General features: G+C 64.3%; 15 protein-coding genes. 7 read left to right on the top strand and 8 right to left on the bottom strand.

Annotation, left to right across the window (positions count from 1 at the left end; genetic code table 11):
• Positions 1 to 169: 169 nt before the first annotated feature.
• Positions 170 to 4366, top strand: a complete 4197-nt coding sequence (rpoB, locus tag GGR39_RS00145) for a DNA-directed RNA polymerase subunit beta (protein ID WP_183615376.1) — start codon at positions 170 to 172, stop codon at positions 4364 to 4366.
• 175 nt (positions 4367 to 4541) lie between these two features.
• Positions 4542 to 8825 (top strand): DNA-directed RNA polymerase subunit beta', encoded by a 4284-nt coding sequence (gene rpoC, locus GGR39_RS00140; RefSeq protein ID WP_183615375.1) that lies wholly within the window; start codon positions 4542 to 4544, stop codon positions 8823 to 8825.
• Positions 8826 to 9122: 297 nt separating this feature from the next.
• Here rpoC and GGR39_RS00135 read toward each other — a convergent pair whose 3' ends face one another.
• Positions 9123 to 9338 (bottom strand): hypothetical protein, encoded by a 216-nt coding sequence (locus GGR39_RS00135; protein ID WP_183615374.1) that lies wholly within the window; start codon positions 9336 to 9338, stop codon positions 9123 to 9125.
• 118 nt (positions 9339 to 9456) lie between these two features.
• On the opposite strand from GGR39_RS00135, the gene GGR39_RS00130 reads away from it, so the two are divergent.
• Positions 9457 to 9885: a hypothetical protein gene (locus GGR39_RS00130; protein ID WP_183615373.1), complete on the top strand. Its 429-nt coding sequence runs from the start codon at positions 9457 to 9459 to the stop codon at positions 9883 to 9885.
• A 55-nt stretch (positions 9886 to 9940) separates the two neighbouring features.
• Here GGR39_RS00130 and ispG read toward each other — a convergent pair whose 3' ends face one another.
• Entirely contained in the window at positions 9941 to 11077 is a 1137-nt protein-coding gene (ispG, locus tag GGR39_RS00125) for a flavodoxin-dependent (E)-4-hydroxy-3-methylbut-2-enyl-diphosphate synthase (protein ID WP_058735049.1), read from the bottom strand.
• 98 nt (positions 11078 to 11175) lie between these two features.
• Here ispG and GGR39_RS00120 point away from each other — a divergent pair, with 98 nt between their 5' ends.
• Positions 11176 to 12195 (top strand): zinc transporter ZntB, encoded by a 1020-nt coding sequence (locus GGR39_RS00120; RefSeq protein ID WP_343055735.1) that lies wholly within the window; start codon positions 11176 to 11178, stop codon positions 12193 to 12195.
• Here the strand turns inward: GGR39_RS00120 and GGR39_RS00115 are convergent.
• Genes GGR39_RS00115 through GGR39_RS00090 form a run of 6 tightly spaced genes read right to left on the bottom strand, consistent with a single transcriptional unit; the run spans position 12190 to position 17505 of the window.
• Positions 12190 to 12705, bottom strand: a complete 516-nt coding sequence (locus tag GGR39_RS00115) for a GNAT family N-acetyltransferase (RefSeq protein WP_183615372.1) — start codon at positions 12703 to 12705, stop codon at positions 12190 to 12192. The genes GGR39_RS00120 and GGR39_RS00115 overlap by 6 nt on opposite strands.
• 31 nt (positions 12706 to 12736) lie before the next feature.
• Positions 12737 to 13189, bottom strand: coding sequence for a MaoC family dehydratase (locus GGR39_RS00110; RefSeq protein ID WP_058735051.1), 453 nt, complete (start codon positions 13187 to 13189; stop codon positions 12737 to 12739).
• Positions 13189 to 13569, bottom strand: a complete 381-nt coding sequence (locus GGR39_RS00105; RefSeq protein ID WP_183615371.1) for a TfoX/Sxy family protein — start codon at positions 13567 to 13569, stop codon at positions 13189 to 13191. The genes GGR39_RS00110 and GGR39_RS00105 overlap by 1 nt, the downstream gene beginning before the upstream one ends.
• Complete coding sequence (locus GGR39_RS00100) at positions 13566 to 15422, bottom strand: acetyl/propionyl/methylcrotonyl-CoA carboxylase subunit alpha (protein ID WP_183615370.1); 1857 nt, start codon at positions 15420 to 15422, stop codon at positions 13566 to 13568. Before GGR39_RS00100 ends, GGR39_RS00105 begins: the two co-directional genes overlap by 4 nt.
• Positions 15419 to 15907: an endonuclease domain-containing protein gene (locus GGR39_RS00095; RefSeq protein WP_343055734.1), complete on the bottom strand. Its 489-nt coding sequence runs from the start codon at positions 15905 to 15907 to the stop codon at positions 15419 to 15421. Before GGR39_RS00095 ends, GGR39_RS00100 begins: the two co-directional genes overlap by 4 nt.
• Entirely contained in the window at positions 15904 to 17505 is a 1602-nt protein-coding gene (locus GGR39_RS00090) for a carboxyl transferase domain-containing protein (protein WP_183615369.1), read from the bottom strand. The genes GGR39_RS00095 and GGR39_RS00090 overlap by 4 nt, the downstream gene beginning before the upstream one ends.
• 170 nt (positions 17506 to 17675) lie before the next feature.
• Here GGR39_RS00090 and GGR39_RS00085 point away from each other — a divergent pair, with 170 nt between their 5' ends.
• The 3 genes from GGR39_RS00085 (at position 17676) to GGR39_RS00075 (ending at position 21904) form a co-directional block, all read left to right on the top strand.
• The gene (locus GGR39_RS00085) at positions 17676 to 18029 is read left to right on the top strand and encodes a PRC-barrel domain-containing protein (protein ID WP_183615368.1); all 354 of its coding nucleotides are present in this window, start codon (positions 17676 to 17678) and stop codon (positions 18027 to 18029) included.
• A 153-nt stretch (positions 18030 to 18182) separates the two neighbouring features.
• A complete protein-coding gene (locus tag GGR39_RS00080) occupies positions 18183 to 20678 on the top strand; it encodes a GAF domain-containing hybrid sensor histidine kinase/response regulator (RefSeq protein WP_246388172.1) in 2496 nt (831 codons plus the stop codon).
• Positions 20679 to 21031: 353 nt separating this feature from the next.
• Positions 21032 to 21904, top strand: a complete 873-nt coding sequence (locus GGR39_RS00075) for an OmpA family protein (protein ID WP_058735057.1) — start codon at positions 21032 to 21034, stop codon at positions 21902 to 21904.
• The last annotated feature ends 46 nt before the right edge of the window (positions 21905 to 21950 follow it).

The raw sequence follows: 21950 nt of genomic DNA, 5'->3' as shown, positions 1-21950 counted from the left end.
CATCTGACGCAACAGGCTGCGAATTGCTGGTCTGCCTTATTGGGCAGGCATGCATGCGCGGCCTTTGTCGCGTTTGGATGGTCCGCCTTTTGGGCGGTGATTTCGCGAGAGATAACGATGGTGGCCGGTCTTCGTGATCGGCCAAGAGCGAGAAGGCGATAGATCCCTCATGGCGACCAATCCCGTCAATCCGGACGTCTCGGCGAACAGCAGTTCGCCCAAGGCCAACCGCAAGCGCATCCGCAAGATCTTCGGCGACGCGCACGAAGTGGTGCAGATGCCGAACCTGATCGAGGTTCAGCGCGAGAGCTACGAGCAGTTCCTGCGCTCCGATCCGGCGACGGGCTACGTTTCCGGCCTGGAAAAGACGCTGCGCTCGGTATTTCCGGTCCGCGACTTTGCCGGCACCAGCGAGCTGGACTTCGTCCACTATGAGCTGGAAGACCCCAAGTACGACGTGACCGAGTGCCGCCAGCGCGGCATCACCTATGCCGCTCCGATGAAGGTGACGCTGCGCCTGATCGTGTTCGAGGTGGATGCCGAGACCGAGACCCGCTCCGTGCTCGATATCAAGGAGCAGGACGTCTACATGGGCGACATGCCGCTCATGACCGAGAACGGCACGTTCGTCGTCAATGGCACCGAGCGCGTGATCGTTTCGCAGATGCACCGTTCGCCGGGCGTGCTGTTCGATCACGATCGCGGCAAGACCCACTCTTCGGGCAAGTTCCTGTTCGCTGCGCGCGTGATCCCGTATCGCGGTTCGTGGCTGGATTTCGAGTTCGACGCCAAGGACATCGTCAACGTCCGCATCGACCGCAAGCGCAAGCTGCCGGTCACCGCGCTGCTCTATGCGCTGGGCCTGGATGACGAGAGCATTCTCGATCACTTCTACGAGACCGTCACGTGGCAGCGTGGCGAAGGCGGCTGGCGCCTGCCTTACGTGCCCGAGGCATGGCGCGGCCTGAAGCCGGCGTTCGACATCGTCGATGCGAAGTCGGGCGAAGTCGTGTTCGGCGCGGGTCACAAGATTTCTCCGCGCGCCGCCAACAAGGCGCAGAAGGACGGCCTTGCCGAGCTGCTGATCCCGACCGAGGAAATCTTCGGCCGCTATTCCGCCAAGGATCTGATCGACGAGACCACGGGCCGAATCTACATCGAATCGGGCGACGAAGTTTCGCCGGAGAACCTGGAGGCGCTGGACGCTGCCGGTTTCGATGCGATCGAGCTGCTGGACATCGATGATGTCAACACCGGTCCCTGGATCCGCAACACGCTGAAGGCCGACAAGGCCGAGAACCGCGAGATGGGCCTGGAAGCCATCTACAAGGTAATGCGTCCGGGCGAACCGCCGACGAAGGAAACTGCAGAAGCGCTGTTCGACGGCCTGTTCTTCGATGCCGACCGCTACGACCTTTCGGCCGTGGGCCGCGTCAAGCTGAACATGCGCCTGGGCCTTGAGGTCGAGGACACCGTCACCACGCTGCGCACCGACGATATCCTGGCGGTGGTCAAGGAACTGGTGAACCTGAAGGACGGCAAGGGCGAGATCGACGACATCGACAATCTCGGCAATCGCCGCGTGCGTTCGGTGGGCGAGCTGCTGGAAAACCAGTACCGCGTCGGCCTGCTGCGTATGGAGCGCGCCGTGAAGGAGCGCATGTCCTCGGTCGACGTGTCGACCGTGATGCCCAACGATCTCATCAACGCCAAGCCCGCCGTGGCCGCGGTGCGTGAGTTCTTCGGCTCCTCGCAGCTGTCGCAGTTCATGGACCAGACCAACCCGCTTTCCGAAGTGACGCACAAGCGTCGCGTTTCGGCGCTCGGGCCGGGCGGTCTTACGCGTGAGCGCGCGGGCTTCGAAGTCCGCGACGTTCACCCGACGCACTATGGCCGCATCTGCCCGATCGAAACGCCGGAAGGCCCGAACATCGGTCTGATCAACTCGCTGTCGACTTTCGCCCGCGTCAACAAGTACGGCTTCATCGAGACGCCGTACCGCAAGGTGATCGACGGCAAGGTGACCGGCGACGTGGTCTATCTTTCCGCCATGGAAGAGCAGAAGCACACCGTCGCGCAGGCATCGGCCGATACCAACGAGGACGGCAGCTTCGCCGAGGAACTCGTCTCGGCCCGCCAGAACGGCGAGTTCGTGATGAGCCCGCGTGACCAGATCACGCTGATGGACGTGTCGCCCAAGCAGCTGGTTTCGGTCGCCGCATCGCTGATCCCGTTCCTTGAAAACGATGACGCCAACCGCGCACTGATGGGCTCGAACATGCAGCGCCAGGCGGTGCCGCTGGTCAAGGCCGATGCGCCGTTCGTGGGCACCGGCATGGAAGAGACCGTGGCGCGCGATTCGGGCGCGGCGATCTCGGCCCTGCGCGCCGGGGTGGTTGACCAGGTCGACGCGACGCGTATCGTCATCCGCGCTTCGGGCGATATCGAGGCCGGCAAGTCCGGCGTCGATATCTACCGCCTGCAGAAGTTCGAGCGTTCCAACCAGTCGACCTGCATCAATCAGCGTCCGCTGGTGAAGGTGGGCGATATCGTGGGCAAGGGCGATATCCTGGCCGACGGGCCCTCGACCGAGCTGGGCGAACTGGCGCTGGGCCGCAACAGCCTCGTCGCGTTCATGCCCTGGAACGGCTACAACTACGAGGACTCGATCCTGATCTCCGAGCGGATCGTGAAGGACGACGTGTTCACGTCGATCCACATTGACGAGTTCGAAGTGATGGCCCGCGATACCAAGCTGGGGCCTGAGGATATCACGCGCGACATTCCCAACGTCGGCGAGGAAGCCCTGCGCAACCTCGACGAAGCGGGCATCGTCTACATCGGCGCCGAAGTGCACCCGGGTGACATCCTGGTCGGCAAGATCACGCCGAAGGGCGAATCGCCGATGACGCCGGAAGAGAAGCTGCTGCGCGCGATCTTCGGTGAAAAGGCCAGCGACGTGCGTGACACGTCCCTGCGTCTGCCGCCGGGCGTCTCGGGCACGATCGTCGACGTGCGCGTGTTCAACCGCCACGGTATCGAGATCGACGACCGTACCCGCGCGATCCAGAACGAGGAAATCGAGCGCCTCGCCAAGGACCGTGAGGACGAGCGCGCGATCCTCAACCGCGCCACCTACAACCGTCTGCGTGACATGCTGCTGGGCCAGACCGCCACGGCAGCGCCCAAGGGCGTGAAGAAGGGCGGCGTGATCGACGAGGATCTGCTGGCCGAGGCCGAGCGCCACGACTGGTGGAAGTTCTCCGTCGAGGACGATCACGTCCAGTCGCAGCTGGAAGCCGTGAAGGGTCAGTACGACCTGACCGTTAAGGCGATCCAGGAGAAGTTCGAGGATCGCAAGGAGAAGCTGGAGCGCGGCGATGAGCTGGCTCCGGGCGTGCTCAAGATGGTCAAGGTCTTCGTCGCGGTGAAGCGCAAGCTGCAGCCGGGTGACAAGATGGCCGGCCGCCACGGCAACAAGGGTGTGATCAGCCGCATCCTGCCGCAGGAAGACATGCCGTTCCTGGCGGACGGTACGCCGGTCGATCTCGTGCTGAACCCGCTGGGTGTGCCCTCGCGCATGAACGTCGGGCAGATCTTCGAGACCCACCTGGGCTGGGCCGCGCGCGGCCTGGGCCAGCAGGTCAAGTCGGCTCTGGAGGATTGGCGCCACGCCAATCCGAACCCGGAAGCGGGCTCTCCGCCCGATGCCGTGCGGGAGCGTCTGAAGACGATCTACGGTCCCAAGTACGAGGAAGACATCGCCGGTCGCGACGACGCTTCGATCCTGGAACTGGCCGGCAACCTCACCGGCGGCGTGCCGATGGGTACGCCGGTGTTCGACGGTGCGGTGGAAGCCGACGTCGCCGACATGCTGGAGCTTGCCGGTCTCGACAAGTCGGGCCAGTCCGACCTGTTCGACGGGCGCACGGGGGACAAGTTCGACCGTAAGGTGACCGTGGGCATCATCTACATGCTCAAGCTGCACCACTTGGTCGACGACAAGATCCACGCACGTTCGATCGGGCCGTACTCGCTCGTCACCCAGCAGCCGCTGGGCGGTAAGGCGCAGTTCGGTGGCCAGCGCTTTGGTGAGATGGAGGTCTGGGCCTTGCAGGCTTACGGCGCCGCCTACACCTTGCAGGAAATGCTGACGGTGAAGTCCGACGACGTGGTCGGCCGCACCAAGGTCTACGAAGCGATCGTCAAGGGTGACGACACCTTCGAGGCCGGCATTCCGGAGAGCTTCAACGTGCTCGTCAAGGAAATGCGCTCGCTGGGCCTGAACGTCGAGTTGAACTCGGTCATCGATCACGATGAGGCCGACGACGAGGCGATCAACAACGGCCGGTTGGCGGCTGAATAGGAATACCGCCCCGCCGCAAGGCGCGGGCGTCTGAAATCTCCCCTCCCAGGCCTTACTCGTTGAGGCTTGGGGAGGGGCCGGGGGAGGGCCTGTTTGGCCGGACTCTCACTCGGAAAAGAAAAAACAGGCCCTCCCCTAGCCCCTCCCGCCAGCGGGAGGGGAACTGGAGCGAAATATGAACGACCTGACCAAGTTCACGAACCAGATTGCGAAGCCCGAGACCTTCGATCAGATCCAGATCGGCCTCGCCTCGCCCGAGCGTATCCGCTCCTGGTCCTTCGGTGAGATCAAGAAGCCGGAAACCATCAACTACCGTACGTTCAAGCCGGAGCGTGACGGCCTGTTCTGCGCGCGCATCTTCGGTCCCGTGAAGGACTACGAGTGCCTGTGCGGCAAGTACAAGCGCATGAAGTACAAGGGCGTCGTCTGCGAGAAGTGCGGCGTTGAAGTGACCGTGACCAAGGTGCGCCGCGAGCGCATGGGCCACATCGAACTGGCCGCGCCGGTCGCGCACATCTGGTTCCTGAAGTCGTTGCCGTCGCGCATCGGCTTGCTGCTCGACATGCAGCTCAAGCAGCTGGAGCGCGTGCTGTACTTCGAAAGCTACCTGGTGATCGAGCCGGGCCTGACCCCGCTCGAGAAGTTCCAGCTGCTCACCGAAGACGAGATGCTGGACGCGCAGGACGAGTATGGCGAGGACGCGTTCTCGGCCGGCATCGGCGCCGAGGCGGTCAAGATGATGCTCATGAGCCTCGATCTTGAGCAGGAGCGTGACGATCTTCTGGAGGAGCTGCGGACCACCAAGTCCGAGCTCAAGCCCAAGAAGATCATCAAGCGCCTCAAGGTCGTGGAATCGTTCATCGATTCGGGCAACAAGCCCGAGTGGATGATCCTGGACGTCGTACCGGTCATCCCGCCCGAGCTGCGCCCGCTGGTGCCCCTGGACGGCGGCCGCTTCGCGACCTCTGACCTCAACGACCTCTATCGTCGCGTCATCAACCGCAACAACCGCCTCAAGCGCCTGATCGAACTGCGCGCGCCTGACATCATCGTGCGCAACGAAAAGCGCATGTTGCAAGAAGCGGTCGATGCGCTGTTCGACAACGGCCGCCGCGGCCGCGTGATCACCGGCGCGAACAAGCGTCCGCTCAAGTCGCTGTCCGACATGCTCAAGGGCAAGCAGGGCCGCTTCCGCCAGAACCTTCTGGGCAAGCGCGTCGACTATTCGGGCCGTTCGGTCATCGTGACCGGGCCCGAGCTGAAGCTGCACCAGTGCGGCCTGCCCAAGAAGATGGCGCTCGAACTGTTCAAGCCGTTCATCTACGCCCGCCTCGATGCCAAGGGTCTGTCCATGACCCTGAAGCAGGCCAAGAAGTGGGTCGAGAAGGAGCGCAAGGAAGTCTGGGACATCCTGGACGAGGTGATCCGCGAGCACCCGGTCATGCTGAACCGCGCGCCCACGCTGCACCGTCTGGGCATCCAGGCGTTCGAGCCCGTGCTGATCGAAGGCAAGGCGATCCAGCTGCACCCGCTGGTCTGCTCGGCCTTCAACGCCGACTTCGACGGTGACCAGATGGCCGTCCACGTGCCGCTTTCGCTGGAAGCCCAGCTGGAAGCACGCGTGCTGATGATGTCGACCAACAACATCCTGTCGCCTGCGAACGGCAAGCCGATCATCGTGCCGTCGCAGGACATGGTGCTGGGTCTGTATTATCTCTCGATGGACCGCGAAGGCGAGCCGGGCGAGGGCATGATGCTGTCCGACATCGCCGAAGTGCACCAGGCGCTGCATGTCGGCGCGGTGACGCTGCACTCCAAAATCCACACCCGGATCCCGCAGACCGACGAGGCCGGCAAGGAGTACATGCTCCGCGTCGAGACCACGCCGGGCCGCATGCTCATCGGCGAATGCCTGCCCAAGAGCCACACGGTGCCCTTTGACGTCGTCAACCGCCTTCTCACCAAGAAGGAACTGGGTGACGTGATCGATCAGGTCTATCGTCACACCGGCCAGAAGGACACGGTGCTGTTCGCCGACGCGATCATGTCGCTCGGCTTCCGCAACGCGTTCAAGGCGGGCATCTCGTTCGGCAAGGACGACATGATCATCCCGGACAGCAAGGTGGCGCTGGTGGCCGAGACCAAGGAACTGGTCGCGGACTATGAGCAGCAGTACCAGGACGGCCTGATCACTCAGCAGGAGAAGTATAACAAGGTGATCGACGCCTGGAGCCGTTGCGGTGACCAGGTGGCGAACGCCATGATGGACGAAATCCGCGCAATGCCGATCGATCCGGAAACCGGCCGTCAGAAGCAGATCAACTCGATCTACATGATGAGCCACTCCGGCGCGCGTGGTTCGCCAGCGCAGATGAAGCAGCTGGCGGGTATGCGCGGCCTGATGGCCAAGCCTTCGGGCGAGATCATCGAGACGCCGATCATCTCGAACTTCAAGGAAGGTCTGACCGTCCTTGAGTACTTCAACTCGACCCACGGCGCTCGCAAGGGCCTGGCGGATACGGCGCTCAAGACGGCGAACTCGGGCTACCTGACCCGCCGTCTGGTCGACGTGTCGCAGGACTGCGTGGTCGTCGTCGACGATTGCGGTACCGAGCGGGCGCTGGAAATGCGCTCAATCGTGCAGGGCGGTTCGACCATCGCTTCGCTGGGGGAGCGTATCCTGGGCCGTACCCTGGCGCAGGACATCGTCGACAAGGCCGGCAACGTCGTCGCCAAGCACGGGCAGTTGCTCGACGAAGCGGCGGTGGCCAAGATCGAGGCGACCGGCCTGCAGGCTGCGCGCATTCGTTCGCCGCTGGTCTGCGAAGCGACGATGGGCGTCTGCGGCAAGTGCTACGGGCGTGACCTCGCTCGCGGTACGCCGGTGAACATCGGTGAGGCGGTCGGCGTTATCGCCGCGCAGTCGATCGGTGAGCCGGGCACGCAGCTGACTATGCGTACCTTCCACATCGGTGGTGCGGCGCAGCTGAACGAAACCAGCCACCTGGAATCGATTTCCGACGGTACCGTGGTCTATCGCGATATCCCGACGATCACCGACAAGCGCGGCCGTCGCCTCAGCCTTGCCCGCAACGGCGAGATCGTGGTGATGGACTCCGAGGGTCGCGAGCGCGCCATGCACCGCGTGCCATACGGCACCGTGCTGCTCCATGAAAATGGCGGCGCGGTGAAGGAAGGCGAGCGTCTGGCAGAGTGGGATCCATTCTCGCTGCCGATCATCACCGAAACCAGCGGCATCATCCGTTATCAGGACCTGATCGACGGTCGTACCCTCAGCGAGCAGGCTGACGAAGCCACCGGCATGACCAGCCGCGTGGTGACCGAGGACCGTTCCACCCGCGCCAAGAAGAAGGAGGATCTGCGCCCGCGCATCACCCTCCTCGACGAGGACTCGGGCGAAGCGGCGCGCTACATGCTGGCGCCGGGCGCGACGCTTTCGGTCGAGGACGGACAAGCGGTCGAAGCGGGTGACATCATCGCCCGTGCCAGCCGCGAAGCCGCCAAGACCCGCGACATCACCGGCGGTCTGCCGCGCGTGGCCGAGCTGTTCGAGGCGCGCAAGCCCAAGGACAACGCGATCATCGCCAAGACCTCGGGCCGCATCGAGTTCGTGCGTGACTACAAGGCCAAGCGCAAGATCGCGATCATCCCGGAAGAGGGCGAGCCGGTCGAGTATCTGATCCCCAAGTCCAAGGTGATCGACGTTCAGGAAGGCGACTTCGTGAAGAAGGGCGACAACCTGATCTCCGGTTCGCCTGATCCGCACGACATCCTCGAAGTGCTGGGCGTGGAAGCGTTGGCCGAATATCTCTGCGCGGAAATCCAGGAGGTCTATCGTCTCCAGGGCGTGAAGATCAACGACAAGCACATCGAGGTGATCGTTCGCCAGATGCTGCAGAAGGTTGAGATCACGGCTAGCGGAGACACCACCTTGCTGCCGGGCGAGCAGGTCGACCTGGAGGAAATGCTGGAGATCAACGGCAAGCTCGACAAGGACCAGCGTCCTGCTGAGGGCAAGCCGGTGCTGCTGGGCATCACCAAGGCCTCGCTGCAGACGCGCTCGTTCATCTCGGCCGCGTCGTTCCAGGAAACCACCCGCGTGCTCACGCAGGCGGCGGTCGAAGGCAAGCGCGACTCGCTGATCGGCTTGAAGGAGAACGTGATCGTCGGGCGTCTGATCCCGGCGGGTACCGGCGCGGGCATGAACCGCATGCGCGTCGCCGCCTCCAGCCGCGATGCCGCACTGCGCGCTTCGTATCGCAAGCTGCAGGAAGCGCTGGTTCTGCCGAACAGCGCCGCCGAAGAGCATGCGGCCGAACTGAAGCAAGGTCCGGAAGCGGCGATCGGCAACGATCCGCTGGCTCGCTTCGAAGGCGAGACCCACGGCACCGACGCCGATGCCGGCGACTACCTGATCAAGGGCGACGACGAAGCGTAAGCCTCGCGCCGGCCTTCAGGGCTACAACAGGAAGACCCCGCTGGAGCGATCCGGCGGGGTTTTTCTTTGCGGGTTGTGGGATCGGAAGCCGATCGTTCGGATATGTGAGTCCGAGCGGAAGGGGGCGGGCGCGTCTCTGGTGGCGGTGTGGATTGAAAGGCGGATTTTCCCCCACCGTTCGTGTCGAGCGTAGTCGAGGCACGTGGGCGTGGTGCTAACGTGTCTCGACTACGCTCGACATGAACGGGAAAAAGGAGCCGGCGTGCCTTACGCTAGGCAATGGCCGCCTCGCTCGCGTCAGTCAGGTTCGCGCTGATCGGTGATTCGGCGCACGCTGCGTGATTTGTTGAGCGACAGATAGGTCCGCCATTGCGATTGCCGCTCGGCGTAGTCGCTGATGCGGTGGGCGCGGCTGAGGTGGCGGCGGCGGCGGTTGCGAATGGACATCACGAGGACGCCCAGCCCGACGCAGACTGCGATGATCAGGCCCAGAAGGAACAGCATCTTCAGCATGCGCGCCACATCCGAAATGGATGTTTACTGTCTGCCAAATCGGCCCACTTGGCAAGAAGCCAGGATGGCATGAGTGCCGTGGCGGGACAAAACCAGGACGGGCTGCTACGATCAGCGCATGCGCCATGCCCTGCTCCTGCCGCTCGCCTTGCTGACCGCCGCCGCTCCGGCCGACCGCACGACGATCACCAGCCCCCGCGATGCCCGCCGCCTGGCCGAAAACAAAGGCGTAACGCTGCAATGGATCGACTGGAACACGCGTGGCTCTGTCCGGGTGGTTCGCGGATCGAGCTGGCGGCTGACCGCCACGCAGGCCCAGGCGGGCGGCAGCGGTCGGCTGTTCGTGGATGGCACCGTGACGGAGATCGGCAAAGGCTTCTTCACCTTGCGCGGCACGATCCGGATGACCGATACGCCTGACGTCGGCCGCCGGTGCGAAGCCACGAAGGACTGGCATTTCGCCATTACCCAGAACCGGCGATACTACCGGCTGCGCGAATTCGAATGGTGCGATGGCCTGACCGACTACATCGACATCCATTTCTGACGCAGCGGCCAGCTACGAACGCGGGCGTAAGCCCGTCAGCGCAATGCTGATTGACCTACTCCGCGGCTTCGCTGACCTTGTCGGCGTCGGTCATCTCCGCTTCGATCTGTGCGGCCTTGGCTTCCACCAGCGAGACGATGTGGTCCAGCATATCCTCGGACTGGACGTGGTGATCGGTCACGCCGGAGAGGTAGACCATATGCTTGCCGTTGCCGCCGCCGGTCAGGCCGATGTCGGTTTCACGCGCCTCACCGGGGCCGTTGACGACACAGCCCAGCACGGAAAGCGAGATCGGTGTCTTGATGTGCGAGAGCCGGGTTTCCAGCGCCTCCACAGTGCGGATGACATCGAAGCCCTGGCGCGCGCAGGATGGGCATGAGACGACCCGGACGCCGCGCGTGCGAAGGCCCAGACCCTTGAGGATTTCGAACCCGACGCGCACTTCCTCTTCCGGCTCGGCCGAGAGCGAGACGCGCAAGGTGTCGCCGATGCCCGCCCACAGCAGGTTGCCGATGCCGATCGATGATTTCACCGTGCCGCCGATCAGGCCACCGGCCTCGGTGATCCCCAGGTGCAGCGGGCAGTCCACCGCTTCGGCCAGGCCCTGATAGGCGGCGACGGCCAGGAACACGTCGCTGGCTTTCACCGCAACCTTGTATTCGTGGAAATCGTGGTCCTGCAGCAGCTTGATGTGATCGAGCGCGGATTCCACCAGCGCCTCGGGGCAGGGCTCGCCGTACTTTTCCAGCAGGTCCTTTTCCAGGCTGCCGGCATTGACGCCGATGCGGATGGCGCAGCCGTTGGCCTTGGCGGCGCGGACGACTTCGGCCACGCGCTCTGCCGAGCCGATGTTGCCGGGGTTGATGCGCAGGCACGCCGCACCGGCATCCGCCGCCTCCAGGGCGCGCTTGTAGTGAAAGTGGATGTCGGCGATCAGCGGCACCTTGGCGGCGCGGACGATCTCATGGAAGGCGGCGGTGCTTTCCACATCGGGGCAGGAGACGCGGATCAGGTCCGCCCCGGCATCCTCGCACCGGCGGATCTGGTCGATCGTGGCCCCGGCATCGCTGGTGAGGGTGTTGGTCATGGTCTGGACCGTGATCGGGGCATCGCCGCCGACGGGGACCTTGCCGACCATGATCTGACGGCTCTTGCGGCGCTCTATCGTGCGCCAGGGACGGATTGCGGACATGCGACGTGTATAGGCGCTTCGCGTGACGGGTGAAAGGCATACTCTCGGTAAATGCGGCCATGCACCTTTTGCCGTTTGCCGCGTTGGGGCATGCAGCCATGATGATGCATGATCTGACGCACAACGATGATTGCGAGCTGGATGGGCCCCTGCTGTTCGGCCGGGTGCTGGACGGGCGGGGCGGCGCGCGCGAAATCGGGTGGGAGGCGGCCCGGGCGTGGAAGCCCTCCGTTCCCGGTGAGATGTTGTGGGTGCATTTGTGCCGGACAGAGCCGGGCGCCCGCGACTGGTTGATGGAGCACTGCGCCATCTCCGCGCCGACCGCGCAGTTGCTGACCAGCGACGCCACCCGCCCCCGCGCGTTTCGTGAAGACGGCGCACTGGTGGCGACTTTGCGCGGCATCAACTTCAACCCCGGCGCCGAGCCTGAGGACATGGTTTCGATGCAGGTGTGGTGCGATGGCACCCGCCTCGTCACTTTGCGCCGGGCTCCGCTGCAGACGCCTCGGGATACGCGCGATGAGCTGGACGCGGGCCAAGGGCCGGTCGACGCGGGATCGCTGATCACGTCGCTGACCAAGCACCTGGTCGGGCGGATGGGCAACGTCATCCTCGATCTGGACGATGCGATCGACGCGCTGGAAGAGCGGGAGATCGACTGTGCGGACAAGGCCATGCTGGCAGAAATCTCGCGCATTCGGCGTGAGTGCCTGCAGTTGAAGCGCTATATGTCGCCCCAGCACGAGGCGTTGGAGAACATCTCGCGCGATGCGCCGGAATGGTTCGAGCCGCATGACCGGCGCGAGATCGCCGAGACGATCGACCGCCTGCGCCGCTATCTCGATGATCTGGACATCACCACCCAAAGCGCGCTGGTGCTGCAGGATGATGTGCGGGCGCGCCTGCTGGAGCGCAATGCGCGCACGCAGTCTCAGTTGGCGATCGTCGCCACGATCTTCCTGCCGCTGAACTTCATTGCCGGGCTGTTGGGGATGAACGTGGAAGGGCTGCCGGATGCCAAGGACCCGGCGGCGTTCTGGGAAGTGCTGGCCATCTGCGCCGCGATCACCGCCGTGCAATTGCTGATCTTCAGAAAGCTGCGATGGTCCGGATCATAGCAGCTTGGCGAACAGGAACTCTTCGTCCCGCTGCTCCCCGACGATAAAATGGATATCGGCGATCTTGATGAAGCCATAGCGCGCGTAGAAGCGCTGGCCGCCGTGGTTTTCGCTCCAGACCGATAGCTGGATTTCCTTTGCCCCCTGGCGCTGCGCATCCGCCAGCGTCCAATCCATCATCGCCGCGCCGATTCCGCGCCCGGTGGCGTGGGGCTGGGTGTAGAACTGCTTGATCTCAACCACGGGCTGCGCGCGGGCATGTTCGGGCCAGCCGCATGCCAGCACCAGCTTACAGTAACCCAGCAGCGCACCTTCGTCCGCCACCGCCAGCACGATCGCCATGGCCGGATCGGCGATCTCGGCGGCGACCTTTTCCGGCGAATGCGCGGCGGCCAGGAACGCCTGCAAGTCCTCGTCGCGATAGAGGTGCGCGAACGACGCGCAGAAGGCATCGCGTCCCAACCGGGCGAGGGCGGCGGCATCGGCGGGTGTGGCGGAACGCAGCTTCATGATCGCGAGATTGCCTCTCGCGCCAGGTGCGTCAACCTTCGCGCTTTTTCAGCAACACCGTGCGCAACATGGAGAGCGCCGTCTCGCCCCGCTGGTTGGTGAGCTCGTGCCGAAAGACGACGATCCCCTGCGTCGGGCGAGAGCGGCTTTCGCGCAGCTCCACCACTTCGCTATGGCACGTCAGCGTATCGCCGAGAAAGGTGGGCTTGGGCGTCACCACCTTGTCGAACCCCAGGTTGGCGACGAGCGTGCCCACGGTCGTGTCGGCGATGGAGAGCCCGACCGCCAGGCTGAAGGTGAAGGTGGAGTTCACCAGGATCTGGCCGAACTCGCTGGCCTTGGCCGTCTCGGCATCGAGGTGCAGAGGCTGCATGTTGTGCGTCATGGCGCTGAACAGCAGGTTGTCGGTTTCGGTCACGGTGCGGCTGGGCTGGTGGGTGATGCGCTCGCCCATGGTCCACTCGTCGAAGAATTTGCCGGGCATCAGAGTTCCTTGGCCTTGCAGGGCTTTTTCTTGGCGGCGGCGCGTCGCCCCGCCACGAGGCCGAGTTCGGCCCAGCGGCGCATCTCATCGGGATAATCGTAGCAGTCGTCTGGCGCGAGGCGGTAATTCATCGTCGCCGTCTGGCCGTCGCGATCGTAGGCGAAGCGCTCACGCTCGGCTGCGTCCCACTCGTGATCGGTTTCGGCGTCGGCCTTGAACCACAATTGCCCGGCAGCGGCGATCGCGAAGACCACGCCGTCGCAGTAAAGCGTCTGTCCGCCCATCATCGCGCGGGCGGTGACGGTGCCGATCGGCTCCAGGCATTCGCTCACCCAATCGACGATTTCGGTGTGCCCTTCCTTCTCGCGCGCCTTGTTCATTCGGCCTCCGCTTCGATCCGGGCCAGCAGCGCCTCCACCTGCACTTGCTGACCGGCGCTGACTTTGAGTTCGGCGACGATGCCTGCAAATGGCGCGGTGAGGGTGTGCTCCATCTTCATGGCTTCCAGCGTCAGCAGCTTCTGCCCGGCGGTAACGGTCTGCCCCGCTTCGACATCCACCGCGATCACCTTGCCCGGCATGGGAGAGACGATCGCGCCGGACCCTGCCGCCGCGCCGTGAACACCCTCGCGCCGCCAGGGCGAAAGCCGCCAGGCCTGCCCCTGCTCGGCGATCATGACGGCCTCCACGGCTTCGCCACCGCCACCGGGATGAAGGGCGACCTCGATCTCCTGATCGTCGAGGAGGAACCACGCCGTGCGGGTCGGCGCGGCATTCAGGCGGAAGCCCGATACCGGCACGTCGGGGACCAGCGCCGCCGCCGCCGCCTCCAACACCTCGCACGAGGGCTGCGGCGTTTGCGCCAGCGCGGCGCTGCTACGGCCGATCAGGCCGGTGTCGACAGTGCCCGCCACGAAGTCGGGATGGTCCAGCGCCTTGACCAGGAACGAGGCGTTGGTCTTCACCGGCCACACCGCGCTGTCGCTGAGCATGTCGGACAATCGCTCACGCGCTTCGTCGCGGTCCTCGCCCCAGGCGATCACTTTCGCGATCATCGGGTCGTAGAAAGGCGAGACTTCCGCACCTTCGAACACGCCGGTGTCGACCCGGCCTCGTCCACCGGCACCCTCGCTCTCGCCGAATTGCAGCAGTTCCAGCTTGCCGATCGAGGGCAGGAAGCCCTTCGCCGGATCTTCGGCATAGAGCCGCGCTTCCATCGCCCAGCCATGGATCGCCAGATCCTCCTGCGCCAGCGGCAGCGGTTCGCCGCTCGCCACGCGCAGCTGCCATTCGACGAGATCGACGCCGGTGATCTCTTCGGTGACGGGATGTTCGACTTGCAGGCGGGTGTTCATCTCCATGAACCAGATGCGATCGGCGCGTAACGCACCCGACCCATCGGCGATGAACTCGATCGTGCCCGCGCCGACATAGTCCACCGCTTTCGCCGCGCGCACGGCCGAGGCGCACAGTGCGGCGCGCGTGGCTTCGTCCATGCCGGGGGCGGGCGCTTCCTCGATCACTTTCTGGTGACGGCGCTGGAGCGAGCAATCGCGTTCGGACAAGTGGACGACGTTGCCGTGGCTGTCGCCGAAGACCTGCACTTCGATATGGCGGGGGGAGAGGATGTACTTTTCGATCAGCACATGATCGTTGCCGAACGAGGCCGCCGCCTCTCGCTGGCAGGAGGCCAGCGCATCGTGGAACGCCTCGGCGCTCTCCACCAGCCGCATGCCCTTGCCGCCACCGCCCGCGACCGCCTTGATCAGCACCGGATAGCCGATCTTGGCGGCTTCGGCGGCGAGATGGTCGGGGTTCTGGTCCGCACCCATATAACCTGGGGTGACCGGCACGCCAGCGGCGGCCATCAGCGTCTTGGCGGCATCTTTGAGGCCCATCGCATCGATCGAGGCGGGGTTCGGGCCCACCCAGATAAGCCCTGCGTCGATCACGCTTTGCGCGAAGGCGGAATTTTCTGAGAGGAAGCCATAACCGGGGTGGATCGCCTGCGCCCCGGTCTGCCGCGCGGCGGCCAGGATGCGTTCGCCCACAAGATAGCTTTCGCGCGCGGGCGAGGGGCCGATATGCACGGCCTCATCCGCTTGGCGCATATGGAGCGCATCGGCGTCGGCATCGGAATAGACTGCGATGGTGCGGATACCGAGCCGTCGGGCCGTGCGGATGATACGGCAGGCGATCTCGCCTCGATTGGCGATGAGGAGGGATTGGATCATTGAGGTTCCTCCCCGGAACGGGGAGGGGGACCGTCGCGAAGCGATGGTGGAGGGGGCCCTGACTCTTGGCAGGCAGCGACGATGGCGGTGATGCAAGCATCCATGTTCTTGAGCACCTCGTATGCGGACAGGCGGAGGGTTTTGAAGCCGCGTTCGGCCAGTACCGCGTCGCGCGTGATGTCCTTTGCCGGCTGATCGCCTCGGTTGTGAGCTTCGCCGTCGACCTCAATCGCGAGGCGGGCGGAAAGGCAGGCAAAGTCGATAGTATAAGGCGCCTGGGGCATTTGCCTGCGGAAGCGGTAGCCTGCCGGGCGCTTTTGAAGCTCACGCCAAAGTAGGCCTTCGGGCAAGCTCAACGTCTTGCGCAGAACACGGGCGCGTTTGATCTGCTTGATCGGCTGGCGGAGGAGAGGGGGGCCCCCTCCACCATCCTGCGGATGGTCCCCCTCCCCGTGCCGGGGAGGAACTGCCTGCGCGTCTATCACATCCGGAACACCCCGAAGCGGGGTGCCTCCGCGATCGGGGCTTCTAGGCAGGCCGCCAGCGCCAGGCCCAGCACGTCACGCGTCTGCGCCGGGTCGATCACGCCATCGTCCCACAGCCGCGCGGTGGCGTAATAGGGATTGCCTTCATCCTCGTACTTCTGGCGGATCGGGGCTTTGAACGCCTCCGCATCCTCGGGCGTCCAGCTGGCTGCGTCGCGGTGGACGGTGGCCAGCACCGAAGCTGCCTGCTCGCCGCCCATCACGCTGATGCGGGCGTTGGGCCAGGTGAACAGGAAGCGCGGGTCGTAGGCTCTGCCGCACATACCGTAGTTGCCCGCGCCGAAGCTGCCGCCGATCAGCACGGTCAGCTTGGGGACTTGCGCGGTCGCCACCGCCGTCACCAGCTTGGCCCCGTGCTTGGCGATGCCTTCGGCCTCGTACTTGCCGCCGACCATGAAGCCCGAGATGTTCTGCAGGAACAACAGCGGTATCCCGCGCTGGCAGGCCAGTTCGATGAAGTGCGCGCCTTTCTGTGCGCTTTCGGAAAACAGCACGCCGTTGTTGGCCAGGATCGCCACCGGCACGCCCCAGATATGCGCGAACCCGCAGACCAGCGTGGTGCCGTAAAGCGCCTTGAACTCGTGGAATTCGGAAGCGTCCACCAGCCGCGCGATCACTTCGTGCACGTCGTAGGGCGCGCGCACGTCCTCCGGGATGATCGCATAAAGGTCTTCGGCGGCATACTTCGGCGGGCGGGGATCGCGCAGGGCCACGCGGTGCGGGTGGGGCCCGCCCATGTGGCTGACGATGTCGCGCACGATGGTCAGCGCATGCTCGTCGCTGTCGGCGAGGTGGTCGGTGACGCCGGACTTGCGGCTGTGCAACTCGCCACCGCCCAGGTCCTCCGCCGAGATGACTTCGCCGGTGGCGGCTTGCACCAGCGGCGGACCGGCCAGGAAGATCGTGCCCTGTTCCTTCACGATCACCGTCTCGTCGCTCATCGCCGGGACGTAGGCCCCGCCGGCGGTGCAACTGCCCATGACGCTGGCGATCTGCGGGATGCCCTTGGCGCTCATGTTGGCCTGGTTGAAGAAGAACCGGCCGAAGTGATCGCGATCGGGGAAGACTTCCGCCTGGTTCGGCAGGTTCGCGCCGCCGCTGTCCACCAGATAGACGCACGGCAGGTGGTTGGCCTGCGCGATCTCCTGCGCGCGGATGTGCTTCTTCACCGTCATCGGGAAATAGGTGCCGCCCTTAACCGTGGCGTCGTTGGCGAAGACCATGCACTGGCGGCCCGATACGCGGCCGATGCCGGTGATGATCCCGGCGCCGGGCACCTCATCGTCATAAAGCCCGTTCGCGGCGAGTTGGCCGATCTCCAGGAATGGCGAGCCGGGATCGAGCAGCCGCTCCACCCGGTCACGCGGCAAGAGCTTGCCCCGGCTGACATGGCGTTGGCGAGAGCGTTCATCGCCGCCTTGCGCGGCTTGCACCACCTTATCCCGCAATTCTTGGGCCAGCATGCGGTTATGCGCGGCGCGCGCTTGCGCTTCCGGGGTGGCCAGATCCAGCTTCGTGGCGAGCACCGGCGCGCTCATGGCTCTCTCCTCTTCTATCTGGCCCTCAGTCTAACAAGTGTCCTCCTTCGGAGGAATTATAAAATTTCAGGACTGCGCAATATTTTCATGGCTCGTGGAATTGATCGGGATCGGTCCAGCCAAGAACCATCCATGCCGGTGTGCGTTTCAGCGGATCGAAGGAGATCATCATGCCGGAGCGCGAAATCGATACCAACGGGCCTGAAGCGCCGATCGAGACGGTGGGCAACCACGATCTGATCGCGTCAGACCGCGTGGAAGGCACCGCCGTCTATGGCCTCGATCACAAGAAGGTGGGCCACGTCCACAATTTCATGGTCAACAAGCGGACGGGACAAGTGGCGCACGTAATCGTTTCGGACAGCGGACTGTTCGGCCTGGGCGCGACGCGGTTCCTGCTGGTGCCCTGGAGCGACCTGACCTTCGATGCCGATCTTGGCGGCTACATCTGCCATATCAGCAAGGACATGATGAGCGATCAGGGCCGCATGTCCGCCGAGGATGCCGAGATGCAGATCTGGTGATGCGTTATCCCGGTGGGGCTCTTGGTGCGGTGATATTTGCACCTAATGATCTGCATTCTATACCTAACGGTTCCAGCGCGGCCTGAGTTGGGCTAAGAGAGCATTTCTGGTCTGAAGGCTTCTTCGGACATTCGACGCAGAGAATTCCAAATCATGTCCACCGCTCCGGTGCGTTTGTCTGAGGTGCCGGAAACGCCCCCCTTCCTGGCGAAGGGTGGCATGCTGGGGCAACGCATCGCGGCGGCCGACTGGTCGACCACGGCATTGGGGTCGATCGCGAACTGGCCCCACGCCTTGCGCAGTGCCGTTTCCCTGATCCTGCAAGCGCGCACGCCGATGGTGCTGTTGTGGGGCACTGACGGCGTCATGTTCTACAACGATGCCTACGCCGCCGTCGTCGGGCCGCAGAATCAGACCCGGATGGGCTGCACTGCGCGTGAGGCATGGGGCGACAATCAGGATTTCATCGATAACGTCCTGAAAGTGGGCCTGGCGGGCGATGCGCTGCAGTATCGCGATCACGAGGTCACGATAACTCGCGACGTCACGACAGAGCAGATGTGGCTCAACCTCGATTACTCCCCGGTGCTGGAAGAGGACGGCGTACCTGCTGGCGTGATCTGCTTCCTGGCGGAAACGACCGATCGCGTGTTGGCGGGGCGCAAGGCGGCATTCCTGCTATCCCTGTCGGACGATCTGCGCGCGCTCTCCACCCCGGCGGACATCATGAGCATGACGGCGGTTCGCCTGGGCGAGCAGATGAACGCCAGCCGCGTATTCTACGCTGAGGTCAACGCCGGCCTGATGAGCGTGGAGCGGGACTACCATTCCGGCGTCGGTCCGATCGTGGGCCAACATTCGCTGGAATCGTTCGGGCCCGCGATCCTGGCGGCCTACACGTCGGGAGCGCCGGTCGTGGTGCACGATGTGATGACCGATCCCCGACTGGGCAAGGAGGCGCGTGCGGGGCTGTCGGAGCGCGAAGTCGGCGGATATGTCGATGTCGTCCTGTTCCAGGAGGCAGATTTTATCAGTCTGCTCGCGGTGCAGAGCGCGACTGCGCGCACCTGGACCGACGACGAGGTCATGCTGGTCCAGCAAGTGGGCGAGCGGGTGAAAGTCGCGATCGAGCGCGCGCGGGCGGAGCGGGATCGGTTGTGGGACCTGTCTCAGGATATGCTGGCGCGGGGCGACTACGAAGGCATGCTCTCCGCGGTCAGCCCGGCGTGGACGCGCATCTTGGGCTGGACCGAGAGCGAATTGCTCACGCGCACGTATGAGACGCTGAACCACCCCGAGGACAATTCCCAGACATTGGCGGCCATCAAGGAGATGGCGCAGACCCGGCAGCCCATTCGCTTCGAAAACCGCATCGCCACGCGTGATGGGGATTGGAAACACATCGAATGGACGTTGTCTCCCGAAGCAGACGGCTTGAACTTCATCGCGGTGGGGCGTGATCTCACCGAAGCGAACGCGCGGCGCGCTGAGTTGGAGTCGGCGCAGGAAGCGCTGCGCCAAAGCCAGAAGATGGAAGCGATCGGCCAGCTGACCGGGGGCATCGCCCACGATTTCAACAATATGCTGACCGGCGTGATCGGCAGCTTGGACCTGATGCGCCGCAATATCGCGTCCGGTCGGATGGACCGGGTGGACCGGTACATCGATGCCGCCACCGTTTCGGCCCAGCGCGCCGCCGCGCTGACCTCGCGCTTGCTGGCGTTCGGGCGCAGGCAGTCGCTCGACATGAAGGCCATGGATGTCAACGCGTTGGTGGCCGGCATGGAAGAACTGCTGTTCCGCACTCTGGGCGAACAGATCGAATTGGGCACGGATCTGGCCCCCGAACTCTGGGCCGCTTCCAGTGACGAGAACCAGCTGGAAAGCGCACTGCTGAACTTGTGCATCAATGCGCGCGATGCGATGCCGAATGGCGGCAAGCTGATCATCGAGACGACCAACACCCGTCTCGATGAGCGGTACACGCGTGACCATCCGGACGTGACGCCGGGCGACTATGTCGTGCTGAGCGTTACCGACACCGGCAGCGGGATGGCGCCGAACATGATGGATAAAGTGTTCGAGCCGTTCTTCACCACCAAGCCAGTGGGGCAGGGGACCGGGCTTGGCCTGTCCATGGTCTATGGCTTCGCGCGCCAGTCCGGCGGGCACGTGCGCATCTACAGCGAAGTGGGGCAGGGCACTACCGTTAAGCTGTTCCTCACCCGCTCACTGGGTGGGGAAGCCCTGGTGGCGGCCATGCCCAGCCCGGAAACCCCGCGCGGCAGCGGTGAGACGGTGATGGTGGTGGAGGACGACCCCTCCGTCCGCATGATCGTGACCGAGCTGCTGAGCGAAGTCGGCTACGGCGTGCTGGAAGCTACCGACGCCGACAGCGCCATACCCATCCTGCAATCGGACCAGCGGATCGACCTGCTTGTGTCCGACGTCGGCCTGCCCGGCATGAACGGCCGGCAGCTGGCCGAGGTCGCGCGCCAGTCCCGCCCCGACCTCAAGATCCTGTTCATCACCGGCTATGCGCAAAATGCAGCGGTGCGCGCAGGCTTTCTGGCGGATGGCATGGACATGATGACCAAGCCCTTCGCCGTCGATGCGCTGGCGACCAAGATCCGCGACATCCTGGGGTAGAGGCTCTTCGGAAGAATCCGGATTTCGGTGCCCGCAAACGCGGAGCCGAGCGCTTGGCTCTGGTTCTCTTCGTGTCTGCCGTGTAGCCATACCCTGTAGAGCATACTCAGCTCGTCGCAGAGCGAACTCAGATGAGCGGCACAAATGTCGCAATTGTAACAGGCGTTCATCCGCCCGAAATGTGATTCTGAACACGCGTTGCCTTCCACGTGTTCAAACGGCGGCGCCTTGCCGCCTGCCTATTGACGAATGGAGAGGGTTCTGATCGCCGAATACGTCATGATGGCGCGGCACTTGGAAGCTGCTGCGTCGTTGCAGAACCCCGACCGTTCGCGTTTCAAGGGAGTAACGCCATGACTGTCATATCCAAGAGTTCCACTTCGCTAGTGCTTGCCGCCATGCTGCTCGGCGGCGCGCCCGCCAGCGTCTATGCTCAGCAGGACCAGTCTGACGGTTCGCTGACCGGCAGCGTCAGCGATACCAGCGCGCCCGTGCAGATGACGAAGGGCCCGGAGATCGATGGTATCATCTCGGGCCGCAGCGGGGATCGCATGCAGGTGACCACCAAGGATGGCGCCAAGACCGTGGTGACCATCAACGATGGCACCAAGATCACTTCCAGCGGCGGCTTCCTCAGCCTCAATCGCGATCGCCTGGCCGCCACCTCTCTGCTCAACGGCCTGCCAGTCAGCGTCAAGACGATGCAGGGCGGTGGCGATCTGATCGCCAGCCAGGTCGAGCTGAAGAGCAAGGACCTGAAGACCGCGCAGATGATCTATAACGGCACCGACCAGCGCTTTGGCGAACAGGCCGCCGCCACCGAGGCGCTGCGCGGGCGCATGGCCGATATCGACAAGTACAACATCAAGAGCACCACCAACGTCAACTTCGACGTCGCCAAGTCCAACTTGTCCGAGCAGGGCAAGGCGGACCTGTGCAAGATCGCCGCTCAGGCCGAGGCAATGGACAACGCTTTGCTGCTGGTGGTCGGCTACACCGACTCCACGGGCGATGACGATTACAACCAGGAGCTGAGCGAGAAGCGCGCGTCCCGCGTGGTCAACTATCTCCAGCAGGCCTGCCACTGGAAGCCCTACCGCATGCTGACCCCCACCGGGATGGCCAAGGCGGACCCTGCGGCCAGCAACGATACGCCTGAGGGCAAGGCGCAGAACCGCCGCGTCGCGGTGAACGTCCTGGTCAGCAAGGGCCTCGACGGGATCTGATGCCAGCGAGGGGTGGGCCAAGGCCCGCCCCTCGTTAGTTTAGGCG

Source organism: Novosphingobium fluoreni (genome assembly GCF_014196615.1).
In the GTDB taxonomy this organism is placed as follows: domain Bacteria; phylum Pseudomonadota; class Alphaproteobacteria; order Sphingomonadales; family Sphingomonadaceae; genus Novosphingobium; species Novosphingobium fluoreni.
This window is presented reverse-complemented; position numbering and strand designations above follow the sequence as displayed.

Excerpts from the sequence above, each read along its gene's own strand:
- GGR39_RS00115 (WP_183615372.1), bottom strand. The coding sequence starts at position 12,705 with ATGAAGCTGCGTTCCGCCACACCCGCCGATGCCGCCGCCCTCGCCCGG.
- GGR39_RS00090 (WP_183615369.1), bottom strand. The coding sequence starts at position 17,505 with ATGAGCGCGCCGGTGCTCGCCACGAAGCTGGATCTGGCCACCCCGGAA.
- rpoC (WP_183615375.1), top strand. The coding sequence starts at position 4,542 with ATGAACGACCTGACCAAGTTCACGAACCAGATTGCGAAGCCCGAGACC.
- GGR39_RS00105 (WP_183615371.1), bottom strand. The coding sequence starts at position 13,569 with ATGAACAAGGCGCGCGAGAAGGAAGGGCACACCGAAATCGTCGATTGG.
- ispG (WP_058735049.1), bottom strand. The coding sequence starts at position 11,077 with ATGTCCGCAATCCGTCCCTGGCGCACGATAGAGCGCCGCAAGAGCCGT.
- GGR39_RS00120 (WP_343055735.1), top strand. The coding sequence starts at position 11,176 with ATGATGATGCATGATCTGACGCACAACGATGATTGCGAGCTGGATGGG.
- GGR39_RS00075 (WP_058735057.1), top strand. The coding sequence starts at position 21,032 with ATGACTGTCATATCCAAGAGTTCCACTTCGCTAGTGCTTGCCGCCATG.
- GGR39_RS00100 (WP_183615370.1), bottom strand. The coding sequence starts at position 15,422 with ATGATCCAATCCCTCCTCATCGCCAATCGAGGCGAGATCGCCTGCCGT.
- GGR39_RS00135 (WP_183615374.1), bottom strand. The coding sequence starts at position 9,338 with ATGCTGAAGATGCTGTTCCTTCTGGGCCTGATCATCGCAGTCTGCGTC.
- rpoB (WP_183615376.1), top strand. The coding sequence starts at position 170 with ATGGCGACCAATCCCGTCAATCCGGACGTCTCGGCGAACAGCAGTTCG.
- GGR39_RS00080 (WP_246388172.1), top strand. The coding sequence starts at position 18,183 with ATGTCCACCGCTCCGGTGCGTTTGTCTGAGGTGCCGGAAACGCCCCCC.
- GGR39_RS00130 (WP_183615373.1), top strand. The coding sequence starts at position 9,457 with ATGCGCCATGCCCTGCTCCTGCCGCTCGCCTTGCTGACCGCCGCCGCT.
- GGR39_RS00085 (WP_183615368.1), top strand. The coding sequence starts at position 17,676 with ATGCCGGAGCGCGAAATCGATACCAACGGGCCTGAAGCGCCGATCGAG.
- GGR39_RS00110 (WP_058735051.1), bottom strand. The coding sequence starts at position 13,189 with ATGCCCGGCAAATTCTTCGACGAGTGGACCATGGGCGAGCGCATCACC.